Annotated in this window: 14 protein-coding genes and 2 pseudogenes; 2 read left to right on the plus strand and 14 right to left on the minus strand. The window is 43.9% G+C overall.

Annotation, left to right across the window (positions count from 1 at the left end; all coding sequences use genetic code 11):
• Window positions 1-71 precede the first annotated feature (71 nt).
• Window positions 72-536, plus strand: a pseudogene (locus tag QF117_RS20180) (tyrosine-type recombinase/integrase); the annotation flags it as partial.
• Window positions 537-572: 36 nt separating this feature from the next.
• Here the strand turns inward: QF117_RS20180 and QF117_RS20185 are convergent.
• The 14 genes and pseudogenes from QF117_RS20185 to QF117_RS20250 form a co-directional block, all read right to left on the minus strand.
• A complete protein-coding gene (locus QF117_RS20185) occupies window positions 573-857 on the minus strand; it encodes a type VI secretion system PAAR protein (protein ID WP_282387880.1) in 285 nt (94 codons plus the stop codon).
• A 2-nt stretch (window positions 858-859) separates the two neighbouring features.
• Window positions 860-1,558 carry a hypothetical protein gene (locus QF117_RS20190; protein ID WP_282387882.1) on the minus strand — a complete coding sequence of 233 codons (699 nt, stop codon included), beginning with the start codon at window positions 1,556-1,558 and terminating at the stop codon, window positions 860-862.
• The gene (locus QF117_RS20195) at window positions 1,555-3,486 is read right to left on the minus strand and encodes a lipase (protein WP_282389531.1); all 1,932 of its coding nucleotides are present in this window, start codon (window positions 3,484-3,486) and stop codon (window positions 1,555-1,557) included. The genes QF117_RS20190 and QF117_RS20195 overlap by 4 nt, the downstream gene beginning before the upstream one ends.
• A 5-nt stretch (window positions 3,487-3,491) precedes the next feature.
• A complete protein-coding gene (locus QF117_RS20200; protein WP_282387883.1) occupies window positions 3,492-4,373 on the minus strand; it encodes a DUF4123 domain-containing protein in 882 nt (293 codons plus the stop codon).
• Window positions 4,373-6,442: a type VI secretion system tip protein TssI/VgrG gene (gene tssI / locus QF117_RS20205; protein WP_282387886.1), complete on the minus strand. Its 2,070-nt coding sequence runs from the start codon at window positions 6,440-6,442 to the stop codon at window positions 4,373-4,375. Before tssI ends, QF117_RS20200 begins: the two co-directional genes overlap by 1 nt.
• 122 nt (window positions 6,443-6,564) lie before the next feature.
• A complete protein-coding gene (locus QF117_RS20210) occupies window positions 6,565-7,083 on the minus strand; it encodes an Hcp family type VI secretion system effector (RefSeq protein ID WP_282387829.1) in 519 nt (172 codons plus the stop codon).
• Window positions 7,084-7,099: 16 nt separating this feature from the next.
• A complete protein-coding gene (locus QF117_RS20215) occupies window positions 7,100-7,303 on the minus strand; it encodes a hypothetical protein (RefSeq protein ID WP_282387888.1) in 204 nt (67 codons plus the stop codon).
• Entirely contained in the window at window positions 7,290-7,460 is a 171-nt protein-coding gene (locus QF117_RS20220) for a hypothetical protein (RefSeq protein WP_282387889.1), read from the minus strand. The genes QF117_RS20215 and QF117_RS20220 overlap by 14 nt, the downstream gene beginning before the upstream one ends.
• A gap of 538 nt (window positions 7,461-7,998) precedes the next feature.
• Entirely contained in the window at window positions 7,999-8,445 is a 447-nt protein-coding gene (locus QF117_RS20225) for a PTS sugar transporter subunit IIA (RefSeq protein ID WP_282387890.1), read from the minus strand.
• The gene (locus QF117_RS20230; RefSeq protein ID WP_282387891.1) at window positions 8,442-9,698 is read right to left on the minus strand and encodes a PTS ascorbate transporter subunit IIC; all 1,257 of its coding nucleotides are present in this window, start codon (window positions 9,696-9,698) and stop codon (window positions 8,442-8,444) included. The genes QF117_RS20225 and QF117_RS20230 overlap by 4 nt, the downstream gene beginning before the upstream one ends.
• Before the next feature lie 112 nt (window positions 9,699-9,810).
• Window positions 9,811-10,080 (minus strand): PTS sugar transporter subunit IIB, encoded by a 270-nt coding sequence (locus QF117_RS20235; protein ID WP_282387892.1) that lies wholly within the window; start codon window positions 10,078-10,080, stop codon window positions 9,811-9,813.
• Window positions 10,081-10,330: 250 nt separating this feature from the next.
• Complete coding sequence (locus tag QF117_RS20240; protein WP_282387894.1) at window positions 10,331-10,822, minus strand: hypothetical protein; 492 nt, start codon at window positions 10,820-10,822, stop codon at window positions 10,331-10,333.
• Window positions 10,823-11,365: 543 nt separating this feature from the next.
• Window positions 11,366-11,686: pseudogene (locus QF117_RS20245) on the minus strand (PfkB family carbohydrate kinase); the annotation flags it as partial.
• A 69-nt stretch (window positions 11,687-11,755) separates the two neighbouring features.
• Window positions 11,756-13,183, minus strand: coding sequence for a PTS transporter subunit EIIC (locus QF117_RS20250; protein ID WP_282389532.1), 1,428 nt, complete (start codon window positions 13,181-13,183; stop codon window positions 11,756-11,758).
• 264 nt (window positions 13,184-13,447) lie between these two features.
• Here QF117_RS20250 and QF117_RS20255 point away from each other — a divergent pair, with 264 nt between their 5' ends.
• Window positions 13,448-14,647 (plus strand): enolase C-terminal domain-like protein, encoded by a 1,200-nt coding sequence (locus tag QF117_RS20255; protein ID WP_282387895.1) that lies wholly within the window; start codon window positions 13,448-13,450, stop codon window positions 14,645-14,647.
• Window positions 14,648-14,669 lie beyond the last annotated feature (22 nt).

Consider the following 14,669-nt stretch of genomic DNA (forward strand, 5'->3'; position numbering starts at 1 on the left):
CCACTGGATGCAGCATTGTCTTTGATTTATGCCTTACTTAAAGAGCATTTTTAAGAAGTAAGGAGCACATTATGGAAGCTTGGAATAAAGGGAAGCACATCGGACAAAAGAAAGCGTTTCGGTTGGAAGACATATGGCGCATCCGTATTCGGCTTGAACTAAAAGAACGCTTGCTCGAATTGGCGTTGTTCAATTTAGCCCTCGACTGCAAGTTGAGGTCTTGTGATTTACGTAATTTGAAAGTTCAAGATGTCAGCCGCAGCGGCTGTGTAATGTCGCGAACTATCGTGAAACAGCAGAAGACTCAACAAGAAGTGCACTTCGAGATCACGCCCAAGACTCAACAAACTCTGTCACAGTGGATCATTCAAAACTCGTTGTTACCAACAGACTATCTATTTCCAAGTCCACGCCGTGAAGGTCAACCCATTTCTTACCATTACTACACCACAATGGTTAACCGCTGGGTAACGGATATAGGACTCGATAAAACGCAATATGGTACACATTCACTACGCAGAACCAAGGCTTCTTTGAGAGTATATTTTTAGTAAGTTCGGGGAGAGGGGCTCCTAACCTATATTCACTGAAGAGCCACCAACAATGATGCCACCACATGAGATAGCATCACCGACACGTGCAGCAGGCTTACCATCAATTATGACTGTTTTTGAACCTTCTTTGATGGCTCTTGGGTGTTTAGGGTGCTTGGGCTTATCGTGAGGCTCTAGTGGATCGCCTTGCCTTGCCACTGCTCGGCCATCAATCTTAACCGTTGATGAGCCTGATATAATGGGCGTAGGTGGAAACCCATCATGCCCAGAGCCAATATCTCCAACAAGTGCGCCTTTTGCCATGATTATTTTCCTGTTTGTGAATCTAATGGAGTGCTGCGGTAATTATCACCAGCTAAAATGTCGTAATGGATCACCGTATCCTCATTGAATTGAGAGAAATCGAAGTGAACGGTATAAGCATTAAATTCCGTAGCCGTTGTGCTTTTTTTATTATCAACGTAAAAGTTACACCCTAGACCACCAGACGTAGTTTTATCTTTCCATTGATGAATAAAAGTATTGCAATCTCTCGCTTCAATTTTTGAACCTAAGTCTATCGGTTTGTTGTTGTAGTTATTGCCCGCTTGATAAATACGTAATTGCGCAAATCCCACCGTATCAAAAGCGTTATAGGCTTCAACTTTGATATCTCGTAGTTCAACTACGCAGTTTTTACTGTTGGTATAAGTAGAGTAAGGTACTTCAAATTCATAAAGCTCATTACTTTCAATATCATTGGGAGTAAAGAATGTGGTGATTTTCCCTCCTTGGTGAGCTTTTCGTCCAAACATATCGTAAGAGTAGGACTCACAACTCTCACCATGAACCCAATAGTTGGCCCATACTTTTACTGTTGCATCGATGGGTTTTGAGCCGGAAACTCGAATGTTTTTTTGTGGATGAGCATTCTGTGTTGAGTGCAGACTCCAAACGATAACCGCAAGACATAGACTCAGTGCGATGCTCACCCCCCAACACTTTTTTTTAGCTGATAGGGTCATTTTAACTGCTCCTTGATTTCTTCAGATAAAGATTGATTTGACAACAACAGTAAACTAAGTGGCAAGCGCTCCGGGTTGTTCATGATACTGGTCAACTCTTGTTTTACTTGGTGCTGATTGTCTAACTGCGCCTCACTGATTGATAGCTCTTGTTTGAGCCGGGTGATGTAGGCTTGGTTGACAGGGGAGTAGGGGTTGCCTAACGCTTCGGCTAAACTATTCTTTGTCTTCAAATAACCACGTTGTTGGTCGTTAATGGTGTCAGCTAAATAAGCAATAATGCCTTGGTAATGATTATATAGACTCTCTTTACTTAGATTTTGTAATTGAGCCAATAGGTTAGGGATATAAAACTCCATACCGTGATCGGCTATTGAGGCATCAGTCAAGCCGTCCACCAGTGCGACGGAATCATTTTTAGCCATTTTTGCTATATCAAGCATCGTGATTTGAGTTTGTCTTGGTGACAGTAGAACCTGATTGGGTTTGGCGTAAGTGATCAGTTGGGATAATTGTCCATGATGTAAATAATTGTCACCATCGTTATCGGAGATCATCTTCTTAGCCAGTGTCACACCGCTACTAAAAATATCGGACAGTTCAAATTTTTCAGTTGCGCTTGTATTTACCCAAATCATAGGGACTTGGGGAACCAAGTCATGGTTATTCACATGTCGATAGTGCAAAATATCTTGGTAACGTTGCACAAAGCTGCGCGTTCCTGTACGTGGCATACCGTAAGTATATAAACGCAACTTTTCAAAATTAACTTTATCGTTAATGAGGCTACTTAAAATTAGTGCACCAGCTCCACCTAAGCTGTGTCCGCATATGTGTATTCTTTTATTTTCAAAATCGTTTACATTTAGCTGTATTTTTTCCCATAAAGCCATCGCATATTGATAGAACCCTCGATGGACATAAGCTCCACCAAACTCAGGCGGTGCAATTTGAGCTGCATCTAGATTTGTTTTCACGAAGTCTTGCATGCCTGGAGATTGGATTATGTTTCCTAGTTTATCTACTACTAGAGCTTGTATTCCAGAAGCGGCTTTTACAATTTTTAGTAACTGAGTGTCTTTTGTGCTGTTTCTGTCTTCAAAGTAAGGCTCTGAGCCTCGCACGCCAATTATAGCAATATCATCATTGAACAGAATATACCCTTCGGCACCCACAGTGTCATCAGCATAATAACTGTACTTTAGCGCTTGACTGTATGGGATTTCTTTCACGACCCATTTTGCTGCTAAATTGCTGCAATAGGCAGGCGTTTTTCGCTCTCTTAATTGTGTTGTCACAGTATCAATAGCGCCGTTAGTATTTGTTGATTCTCCATCATCAACACTGAGTTTATCTGTCGCATAAGCCAGCTTTGACAACAAAGCAAAAGTATAACTATTGATGAGGTTAAACTCATCGGTATCCACAATCATCGGCATGTAGCTGCGTAGTGCCTTTATCTCTAGTACAACGGTCGCGTTGTGCCACCCTCGAACCCCATTCAGCTCTGCACGCACATTACTCATGATTGCGCTGTGATGCTCCGTCAGAAAGGTGTCTTCGGGGGGCGTCTCCCATAAATCCCCGACACTAACCAAATGGTATTTTTTGTCATTTTTATGAGCCGCGCCGAGTTCCTTTTCTGCTCTTGCTTTTACAGGGGATGGCTCTCCCTCCTTGCGACTTTTGTATTGTTCAACCGTGGTTAGGAGGTTTTCGGTTTCGACACTGATTACCCATTCTCCAGCGGCAATATGACCAAACACACAATATCCCTGATAAGCGGTCATCGTGTGGGTTTGCAGCGTGCTTGGGTTAGTAATAGTCACGATTAAGTTGTTAATTGGCTCATCGTTTTCACTGCGAAACTCCACTTCTAACCAGTTAACCTCTGGATTACACAAGACGCAGTGGTTGTACATTTCAATCGCCATTAGGCTTTTCCTTGTAATTGACTGAATAGATTTGTTAGACCAAATAACAACTCGTCATCTTTAAGTTTGGCAATGTCGTCTTGAATCGAAGGTTGTATTAGTGTGGCTTGTCCATAGAGAGTCAGCACGCTGGCCGTCAACGTTTTTTCTTGCACAGTAAGCGCTTGAGCCTGAGTGTTTGGTATGGATTCTAATGCAGTGAAATGGGTTTGGAAGAGCGCATTAAAATCAGGTAAACCTTGCTCTATTCTTGATTGCATTAAGTGAGATTGATGTTGCCACAGCCAGGTTTCAACGTTACGGCTCAATAGCGGAAGGTTAGGTGCGCCATCCAAATGATGCGTTTTGATTACCCACCAAGGTTCATTTTGTATTTGGCTCTTCGATTGATTTTGATTACTTGGGCGCTTAGATTGCCAATGTAGCCATTGCTCATCGTGTCGAATTAATACGCGATGGTTTTTAAGAAGAAGAGTGACCTCTTCGGGATCTAAACGCGGCAACATAGTTGCAAGGTCATCCGGTTTATAAAAAGGGAAGAAGACTTTTTCACCTTGGATGATGGCCTGAAATAAACCAGCGAAGTATTCACGCAGCGCTTTATAGCTGGAATCGGTAGCAATGAGAATGCCACTATTAGCGTGTTCACTCTGTTGCCACCAATCTAAAAACCGCGCATTAACAGTAACAGGTAATAACCACGGCCCATCCTCTGGATTGGTCAAAGCCTCTGGACTCATCAATGGTCCGCCATCTATCCCGTCACATTGGTAAAAAACGACATGAGGTTGATGTGCTGACTTAGGGTCAACGATAATGTACAGGTTTTTATCTGACTCTTTTTGTTCATTGAGCCATTGAGTAACGTTCACTGACATCATTATGTTGCCTTTTGTTCGCAAGGTTTGAGGAGTGCGTTTGGTGGTGTTGTGGGCGTGCGTGCAGGTAACGTCACTGGCTCTGATTGTGCTATTGCTTTTTCTGGTGATGGGGCCTTGCTGGTTTCTGTGGTCTTGATGCTTTTAGGCCGCTCTGCCATTTTCCCTGCAAACCCACTGCCGCTGCCCGCGCTGCCTCCCGAGTTCAGGTTAATCCCCGCCCCGACAAGGCTCACGCCAGATGCGTCCACTTTCACAAAACTGCCGCCCGCTTTTAACGTCAGCTCTGCGCCCGCTTCTATCACCACTTTTGTCCCTGCTTTAAGGTGAATCTCATTGGCCGATTCAATCACGTAAATATCGCCCACTTTCTGATGCAGGCTTCCTTTTATAATCTCCGTGGCGTCTTTTTGGGTAAGAGAGCGGCGCTCACCTTCAACCGTCAGATGATGGTTATTCTTGATTTGGGAGAAATGGTCATTGTCGACCGTCGTGTGTTGGTCATGCTTAATGTGCTGCGTCATGTCGTTTAACACTTGAGCATCAAAGTCTTTTTGAGCATGGAGATAGATTTGCTCTTTCTCCGCTTGGTCTTCAAAGCTTAATTCGTTAAACCCTTCCCCTTGATGAGTTTGACTGCGAAGCACGGTTTTGGTTTTATTCTCTGGCAGAGCATAGGGGGGCGTGTTCGTCGCGTGGTAAGTGCGACCAGTGATGATGGGTTGGTCTGGGTCGCCATTTAAAAACGAGACAATGACTTCATGTCCTATACGAGGGAGAGCCATCGCGCCGTATTGCCCGCCCGCCCAACTTTGTGAGACTCTCACCCAGCAAGAGCGCTGCTCATCGTCAATCTCATCTCTATCCCAATGAAAACGAATTTTAACTCGTCCGTATTCGTCGCAGAAAATCTCTTCACCTTCAGGGCCAACGACCGTGGCTATCATCGGGCCATCGACGGTCGGTCTTACTTGGGGAGCAGCTTGCCAGTTGAGGTGGGCAGGGATAGCCTCCCATTGATTATTGTAGGTGGTGGCCCCATGCCCAGCCTCTTCTTCCAGCGCTTGAGGTTGCTCGCCTTGGCGATTGATTGTTACCAGCACCCAATCTCGATTGAAGACGTTATCGAGATGCCCATCCATATTAAATCGATACCCAGCGCGTAATAAAGGCTCGTTACTTTTACCCGTCGCGACTTGCGCTTTGCGTCTTAAAGACTCAAGACGAGCTTGAGTGAATTTAGCGCCATTATCGTCTTTTTTATAACGGCCTGGCGCATCAAAATGCACGTAGTCCGGTTGTTGGTATTCGATGTCCGCCGCTTGAGCGGTTTGGCTAAACGAGTAGGCGGGCTTTTTGAAGCTGGTGTCTTTTAGCTCAACCTGACTGATGTGAGACTCAGACTGATAGTGAAAACTTTGGATGTAAGGTGTATCACTCACGCTACCGCCGAGAGCGTTGTAAGGTATTGGCGGCTCTATTTGGGTCAGCAGTGCGCTGGAGTCACTGAAGATTAAGGTGTGCATGCCCGCTTCGTGAGCAAAGCTGTAGACGATGCCTTCTTCTGCGGCGAGGCGGTGCAGAAAATCCAAATCACTTTCTCGGTACTGAACACAGAACTCACGCTCAAGCGAGGCTTGCGTGAGTGAAAACGTGTAGTCGTCAATCCCCATTTCCTGTAACAAAGTAGCGATGATATCAGGAGCCGTTTGGTGTTGAAAAATACGACTATTATGGCGCAGGGATAAACGCTCAAGCGCCGGCACCAAGGTCAGCGCATAGAAGGTGTGGTGATGCCCCGTCTCTTTTTGAGTAAAAGCACGCGCAATACCGTGAACGCGTTGAACCAATTGCTGGTTGCGGTACATCTTTAATTCAACACGTCGGTCAACGACATCGTCCGCAGTGAGGGTGGAGAGGCGACTGGCGAGGTTGATGTCATAACAAAAGCCATAGCAAGGCCGGTCGTTAAACTGGCTGGCCGATAAAGACTCTTGCCCGCTAAATTGAGTGACCTTAAAGGCGTCATCGCTCAGTCCCTCTACGGTTATCGTGTACGCCAATGTGGCCATATGGCCTCCTTGTCTTCTTGAAAAATAAAAACCTTAGCCTTACATGACTGAGCGTTCAGTCATGTAAGGCTAACAGTCTCAGATGCTCACCGAAGAGGTGGCACCTGAGGGAGAGGCCTAAATTAGGCTTCGATAGGTTTACGCCAATCATCAGAGCCTGATGTGCCTGCGTTAATGTGGTCCCACGTGATTTTGCGGTAAGACATTGACACGGTCAGGTTCTGAGTGAAATCGGACATGGATGGGTCTTGGCAGTGTGGCATTTCACATTCGATGTCGACAATAGAGGCGTTTTCAAGCTTGGTGGTAAAGAAGTTCTCTTGTTTACCTTCAATGGATGTGCGATACCATTTTAGCTCGACCTCTTTCATTTTCTCGCCTGAAGAGAGGGCATTGTAAAGCAGTGGCACCGATTTGTTTAAAGACACGGTGAATTTAAACGGCTTATGCACACGCTGACCAGAAGGTTGACCAGATTGTGGGTCCGTTGGAACCGAAATGACATGCTCGAACTTTTGAACCAGCATTTCGTCTTCGTGCCCTTCAACGTAAGAGTCGCCGATAGAATCAGAGGTGCACGCCCCTGATGTGATGAGTCCCTGAATTTCACCTTGAATAGAGATATAACATGGCGTTGGCATAGTGTATTTCCTTTATTTATTTACTGAGTTGACGACGTGTTAATGCATAACGTATGCCAAAATTAGATTTCAATATAATCAACAACTTACAGGAGGGCTTGGTTTGCTGGGCAACTTCTTGCTCGATTCGGGCAACTTCTTGCTCAGGCTGGGCAACTTCTTGCTCGCAAGGCTCGTCGCTCACTATGTGATATGAGTGTGGATGTCTATCTTGTATCATCGCGGCCTCTGATGCTCATTGCGCTGAGTGGTTGTATGGCGACGTTCAACTCAGTCATAAAGCCCACTTGATTATCTCGGACAAGATCATGGTGCTCTTGAGGAAATGCAGTTAATGTTTCACGTTCCGATAACGTAAAGAGGGTTTTGCGTGGCAATCTTATTTCCTCTGGTAGTGACGTTAAAAAGGGCACACACTTAGCTAACCAGATAAATGATTCAAATAAAACAGGTGCTGACAAACCAGTTTCCGAGGTGTGAAGTGCGACAGAATTGCTTACATCAATGTAATGTGAGGGTTGAAGGAGTGTTGCGCAAATTTACCGAAAAGTTCATTCTCTCGTCTAAGGGGAGCATTTCAGCGAAACGTCTAAAGTGGGCTCTCCACCCTTACTCGGAAAATTAAACTCCTAGAGCTTTTAGTGGTAATACCGATCTCGAGGGGATGGGCGTAACCGAAGGGGCGTTACACAATGAAAGAGCAAACTCACCTGTATCCGCTACCACTGTCGTAAATTTGCGTAGTTGTTCTAGTTTGTTGGTCATCGTTCGCTTCACTTATTCTTGTTATTTGAGCTTCATGGAGGCTCAAATTATTTAGATTTGGGTTCAATATTTAGCCAAATGTTGAAATTTAGGGCTAAAAAAAGCCCTCGGAGCCGAGGGCTTTGCTACCTACGGGGGAAGTAGCTTGGGCTAGTATTTTTCGAGGATTGCTCGAATATCCGATTCAGTTTCTGCTGCGATGATTGCATCAATGTCGTCATCGTTTTGGAACAGTTCAGACAAGGCAACAATCGTTTGAATGTGGCTATCTGAGTCCATTGCTGCCAGCGTTACTGAGAAGAATACGTCACCGTTGTCTTCTGACTCTAAATCAACACCGTTCTTGAACACTGTGATTTGCAGAGCCGCTTCGTTAACCCCATCTTCTGGGCGAGCATGTGGCATTGCGATTTTTGGTGCTAGCACGTAGTAAGCGCCAATTTCGTTATGCTTTGCTTTAATAGCGTCTAAGTAAGACGTTTCAACTTTACCTTGTTCAATCAGCTTAGAGCATGTGATGTCTAGAGCATCGTTTACTGAAAGATTTTTGTCATTTGCGATAACGATGTTATCGCCAATTAGATTCATAATACTCACGATACAATCCAACCTAGAATTAGACCAACAACACCGAAGTCAAAGTCAGCAAACGTTGTTGCTTCAAGACCAAGACCACCTAGTACAGGAAGAAGAAGCATTGGTAGGAACGAGATACACAGACCTTGTACGAAAGCACCAAGTACTGCACCACGTAGACCACCCATTGCGTTACCGTATACGCCTGCCGCACCACCTACGAAGAAGTGAGGAACTACGCCAGCTACGATGATTGTCCAATCGAACATACCTTGAATACCCATTGCAACTAGACCTGCTGCGAATGAAGAAAGGAAACCGATTAGAACTGCGTTTGGTGCCACAGGGAATACCATTGGACAGTCAAGAGCAGGACGTGCACCTGGTACTAGCTTGTCAGAAATCCCCTTAAATGCTGGTACGATTTCAGCGATAAGCATCTTCACACCTTGTAGGACGATGTATACACCACCTGCAAACGTTAGCGACTGCATGAATGTGAATACTACCCAGTTTTGACCGCCTGATACTGTTTCTACAAAGTCACCACCAGCGATGATAGAAGCCATCATAAAGAACAGTGCCATTGTGGTTGCTACTGCTACTGGTGTGTCACGCAGGAACATTAGGCTCTTAGGAACATTGATGTCTTCTGTCGATTTAGATTTGTCACCGAATTTTTCACCGATGAAACCTGCAACTAGGTAAGAGAATGTTGAGAAGTGACCCATTGCTAGTTGGTCTGTGCCCATTACTTTCTCAGTGTACTTCTGAGAGATAGCCGGCATGATAACCATTAGTGAACCAACGATCACTGAGCCAATTGCTACAAGTGCAGTACCAGTGATGTTGGCTGTCGACAGGATGACCGCCACTAGCATAGACATGAACATAGTGTGGTGGCCCGTTAAGAAAATGAACTTAAGCGGAGTAATACGAGCCAGTACGATGTTCACAACGAATGAGAAGAACATGATCAGTGCCATTTCGTAACCGAATACTTCTTGTGCTAGTGCAACAATTGCTTCGTTGTTAGGAATAACACCGCTTACGCCAAACGCTTCGGTAAACACAACAGAGAAGTGGTTAAGTGCGCCAACCAGTGCACCTGCACCAAAACCTAGGATTAGGAAACCCATTACGGTTTTAATGGTGCCTTTAAGGATGGTAGAAATATCTGCTTTTTGTGCAACAAGGCCGATAAATGCAATTAAGCCTACCATGATCGCTGGCTCTTTTAATAAGCCAAGCATAAATTCAAAGAAGTTAGTCATTATTTTTTCCAACTTTATAAATGGATCAGTAAATATAGATTGTAAGAATCTAGTACCATTAAACTATTTTAATGGCATTGGTTTTAATAATTATTAAATTAAGAGCTTTCTATTAAGAAAGTTTTTTAAGTTGCTCTTCGATTGAGTTTTTATCGAAGATATTTGCAAGGCTAACGATGTTTTCTTTACCAGCTTCAGCCAGGTGGTTCGCTACGTCTGTTGCTGCAACCCAGATGTCCGCAGAGCTTGATGCCGCTGACGATAGATCTTCATGATCTACTTCTGCTTCAAGGCCAATCTTAGCGGCAACTTCTTTAACCGCCATCTCCATCATTAGTGAAGTACCAAGACCGTTACCACATACAACCATAATTTTTTTCATAATCTACTTCTCGCTAGGGTTATTTATTGAGATGCTTTATCTCCGTTGTTGATGAGGGCAATAATAACGAAGAATACAAAAATCAATAGAGACTAATCTCACAAAAGCACTTTTACCTTGTGAGCGCTATCACATTAATTTAAGCGAAAAATAAAACTTTGACGCTGATCACGCAAGAATTATTAATTATTTGGAGAGTTATTTAGGAAATAAAGAGGAGGGCGAATATATTAAATAGAAAAGGGAGTATTTACTCCCCATAATTTTTAAGTATATTGTTGAGTATTTTATTTACATCTTTTGTTTTCTTGCTTCTTTTCACCAGGGAATCGAGTGACTTTGGCTTATTTTCAGAATCATCCGATGCTTCATTATGCAATTGTGCGTATGTTTCTTGGAATTTCTTTACTTTCGCCATCAGCATTCTTATTTCTTCGCCATCTTCACTCTGAAGCACAACAATATTACTTGCTTCAACCTTGATGATGGTTAATTCGCCATGGCTAGATGACATGATTTTGCTGCCAACCATTGAAGATTGTGCAGGTACATTGCGGTCAACAACATCACCTCTGCGAAGTTTTGCAGCGGTCGTTGCTCTGATATTGCCAGTATTCTCAAATGCAACAACTACAGTATGGGTATTGTAATAGTCAATTACTGTTACAAGTCCGTGCTTAGTTGTATCGAAGTTCATCCCCACTTGCATATCACGGGGAGCATCCTGTTTTTTAGGTAACATTTTACTACAGTGTTTGCCTTAAATTGAGTAACTACCGCAATTATACACAGTAGGTTGTAACATAGAAATCTTTGTCAGAAATGAACTCAGTCGTTGTAATCGAGAGATTGTAGCACCCTACAATTTAGCCTAATGCAAGCTTCCGTATTTGTAAAAATTTTTTGTAGGGATAAACGTGTGTCTGTAAAGCTTTTAGGCAATTATAAGGCGTTATTGATACTTTTAACTAAAACGTTTTGGGGCATTTTCGATTTAGAAAATGCCAACTGTAACGTTTTGGACAAAACAGTGTTACAAGTGTTCATAATACGAAAAAAATCGGATAATCTCAGCTAATACAAATTCATTGGTTAACTTGCATACAGTGAGACGAATTCACTAACCTCATATCGCTAAAAAAGGTTGTAGACGCGTGTTGGGGCTTTGTTGCTTAATTCAGTGAGAAGGCATTATAGCCCCATGTTAGTCAATTCTTAAACAACACACTGAGTTTCAGGCATACCAAGCCCTGTAAGTTTGTTCAGTGCTTTGATCATGGCGTAAGTCTCGCCAATACAAGAAGGTTCTTTCACCATGCACGTCGAGCTGAATCATGTACAGACCCGGTGAACGCTTGGTATCGATAAGAACTAAGCTGGTATCAACGCCCTCTTGCTTCCAGCGAGCCGCCATTTCTTGGCTAAGAGCTTCACTTCCCATAGCCGTGACATACTTCACCGACAGTTCAGAGGTTGAGTGTCGCTGACTTCAGCATAGATAAATCGCGGCGTTTAAGGTGTCTCCACCGAACGTCTGCTGCATCTCCCCAAACGGTTTTCCGTTCAGTTCAATCATGCATTCCCCAATGATGGCAATTGTCCTCATCGCACTATTTCTTTAAGCAAGTCATGCCTGCCAACCTAAGCTGAACAGGCCTGATGTTTTATTGAAGGATTATTTGTTGTCTAAGCGAACAAACATCATGGTCAGGATAAATGACAGAGTAAACACACCAATCACACCCATCACAGCTTGAACAAAGTTCTGTGTACCGCTCGCTAAGTACGCAGGAAGACTGAATACTGACGATAGAATGTAACTTGTTAGGTGCGTATCGATAGTTACTGAGATAGCGCCCATAATACCGGTAGCCAAGCTCGCCATGAACAGCGCTTTGGTGTATTTAGTCAGCGTACCGAACAGTGCTGGCTCAGTAATACCTAGAATCGCTGTCACGCCAGAACCTACCGTCATTGAAGACTGCTCTTTAGACACACTGTTACGCTGCTTGTACCAAATCGCCATCGTTGCACCTGCAATTGCTAGGTTACCCAGACACATGATTGGCATTAACAGGTCTTTTCCGTAAAGCGCAAAGTTATTTAGGCTGATTGGCGTCATGCTGTGGTGAATACCAAACACAATCGTAATTGGACGAGTTAAGCCGAACACAAAACCAGTCAAAGTTGGTGAGATTTCTAGTAGAGAGCTAACCACCCAGCCAGCACCATTACTTACCCACATGCCAGCAGGCGCAACCAGTGAAAGGACAACAGTTGATGTGACGGTAAAGGCTAGCAGTGGCGTAAATACCGGTTTAGCTGAGCTCGGAACCAGCTTATCCACCATCGGAGTGATCTTAGATAGCACCCAGACCGCAAGGATCGCTGGCACAATCGCTCCACCGTAGTTCATTAGCTCAATCGGCACCACTCCAAACACGTTAAGCTCGGGTTTGCTGCCTGCATCAGACAGTAAGGCAGCCTTTTCTACTAGCTTTGGAGACATCATTGCCGCTGCAACCGCCAATGCAATGTACTCATTCACTTTGAACACTTTGGCTGCTGAGAACGAAACCAGCATAGGCAAAAAGAAGAACACAGCCACAGAGATAGAGCGATAGAAGAACACGGTATCGGAAGATTCCGAAATCACATTGGTCGCAATAAGCCCTGATAATAGGCCCATCAACATACCTGCACCGGCAATGGCAGGAACGACCGGACCAAAGATGCCCGCGACGATACGCATTGCGTTTTGGAACAGTTTACCTTTTTCTTGTTCAATCTCTGCGTCTTCTGGCGCTGCACTTGCACCGGATAGCGCTAGGTACCATTTCTCGACTTCAACGCCGATGATCACCTGAGTTTGACCTTGTGCGAGAACCACACCTTTCACGCCTTGAATGGCTTCGAGTTTTTCTTTATTCGCTTTTGACTCATCGACCAATTTAAAACGCAGTCGAGTCATACAGTGAATGATGTTTGCGATGTTTTCGTTACCGCCAAGGGCTGCAACCAATTCTTGTAATTTCATGCTAAAGCTGTCTGCTTTCCCTGGCGCATTATCGCCTATAGCCATGTTAGTTTCTGTCAATTGCATCATACATTCCTATGTGTTGGTCTGCTCATTTATTGCGATAATCTTAGCGATTGAGCGTTTTTATCCAATCGACAAAACAGTGATAAAACTCACATTAAAACAGCTAAAAAATTAATTTTGGCCGTTTTTTAGCAATTGGTTCGTTTTTTTATCCTAATTCGAAACAGGATCGAACCACTTAATTTTTAGTATAATTTACCACTTGAAATCTGCATTTTTTCACGCTTATATAAAATAAATCCTGTTGACCGAGCTAGTTTTAAAGTGAATAAAAATATCATTTCAAATATTGAGTGTGTGATAACCAAACCTGACCGACACAACCTGATTACCGTTATTGTGGAAACGGAATCAGGGATGAAAGGTTTTGGTTGTGCGACTTTCCAGCAACGACCATTGGCGGTAAAAGCAATGGTTGATGAATATCTCAAACCGTTATTAATTGGTAAAGACGCTAATAATATTGAAGACCTATGGCAAATGATGATGGTTAACGCTTATTGGCGTAATGGACCAGTAATCAATAATGCTATTTCAGGCGTTGATATGGCGCTGTGGGATATTAAAGCGAAATTAGCCAACATGCCGCTGCATCAATTATTTGGTGGTAAAGCTCGTGATGCTATTCAGGTCTATACCCATGCAACAAGCGATACAATGGAAGGGCTGTATGAGCAGGTTGAAAAATACCTAGCGCAGGGCTACAAACATATTCGCTGCCAGTTAGGTTTTTATGGTGGTGTGCTAGAAAATATCCACACGGCAAATAACCCAACCGAAGGGTCTTACTACGACCAAGACCAGTATATGGAAAACACGGTTGAGATGTTCAAATGCTTGCGTGAAAAGTATGGAAATCAATTCCACATTCTTCACGATGTCCATGAACGCCTGTTCCCAAATCAAGCAATTCAATTTGCCAAACGAGTAGAACAGTACACGCCATATTTTATTGAAGATATATTGCCACCAAACCAAACTGAGTGGCTGGATAATCTTCGCAGTCAAACCAGTGTTTCGCTAGCGTTAGGGGAGTTATTTAACAACCCTGAAGAGTGGAAACAACTGATCATTAATCGCCGTATCGACTTCATTCGATGCCATGTATCTCAGATTGGGGGGATTACTCCGGCATTGAAACTGGGTCACCTATGCCAAAGCTTTGGAGTGCGCATTGCATGGCACTGCCCACCAGATATGACACCAATTGGCGCAGCAGTGAATACTCACTTAAACGTGCACCTGCATAACGCTGCGATTCAAGAGCACGTTGAATATAATGCTAATACACAAGCGGTATTCCCTAATGCTGCCGAGCCTATTAATGGTTATTTGTACGCATCAGAGCTGCCGGGGAACGGGGTTGAAATGAACCAAGAGGCTGCACAAGACTTCCCTGTCACTTATCGCCCACATGAGTGGACTCAGAGCCGACTGCCTGATGGTACTATTCATACGCCATAACGATCGACCCACTCTACCTAAA

The organism is Vibrio sp. YMD68 (assembly GCF_029958905.1).
In the GTDB taxonomy this organism is placed as follows: Bacteria; Pseudomonadota; Gammaproteobacteria; order Enterobacterales; family Vibrionaceae; genus Vibrio.

What these genes read in the sequence shown, in the direction of transcription:
- QF117_RS20190 (WP_282387882.1), bottom strand. Translation starts at nt 1,558, where the DNA reads ATGACCCTATCAGCTAAAAAAAAGTGTTGGGGGGTGAGCATCGCACTG.
- QF117_RS20215 (WP_282387888.1), bottom strand. Translation starts at nt 7,303, where the DNA reads ATGATACAAGATAGACATCCACACTCATATCACATAGTGAGCGACGAG.
- QF117_RS20250 (WP_282389532.1), bottom strand. Translation starts at nt 13,183, where the DNA reads ATGCAATTGACAGAAACTAACATGGCTATAGGCGATAATGCGCCAGGG.
- QF117_RS20235 (WP_282387892.1), bottom strand. Translation starts at nt 10,080, where the DNA reads ATGAAAAAAATTATGGTTGTATGTGGTAACGGTCTTGGTACTTCACTA.
- QF117_RS20210 (WP_282387829.1), bottom strand. Translation starts at nt 7,083, where the DNA reads ATGCCAACGCCATGTTATATCTCTATTCAAGGTGAAATTCAGGGACTC.
- tssI (WP_282387886.1), bottom strand. Translation starts at nt 6,442, where the DNA reads ATGGCCACATTGGCGTACACGATAACCGTAGAGGGACTGAGCGATGAC.
- QF117_RS20185 (WP_282387880.1), bottom strand. Translation starts at nt 857, where the DNA reads ATGGCAAAAGGCGCACTTGTTGGAGATATTGGCTCTGGGCATGATGGG.
- QF117_RS20230 (WP_282387891.1), bottom strand. Translation starts at nt 9,698, where the DNA reads ATGACTAACTTCTTTGAATTTATGCTTGGCTTATTAAAAGAGCCAGCG.
- QF117_RS20200 (WP_282387883.1), bottom strand. Translation starts at nt 4,373, where the DNA reads ATGATGTCAGTGAACGTTACTCAATGGCTCAATGAACAAAAAGAGTCA.
- QF117_RS20240 (WP_282387894.1), bottom strand. Translation starts at nt 10,822, where the DNA reads ATGTTACCTAAAAAACAGGATGCTCCCCGTGATATGCAAGTGGGGATG.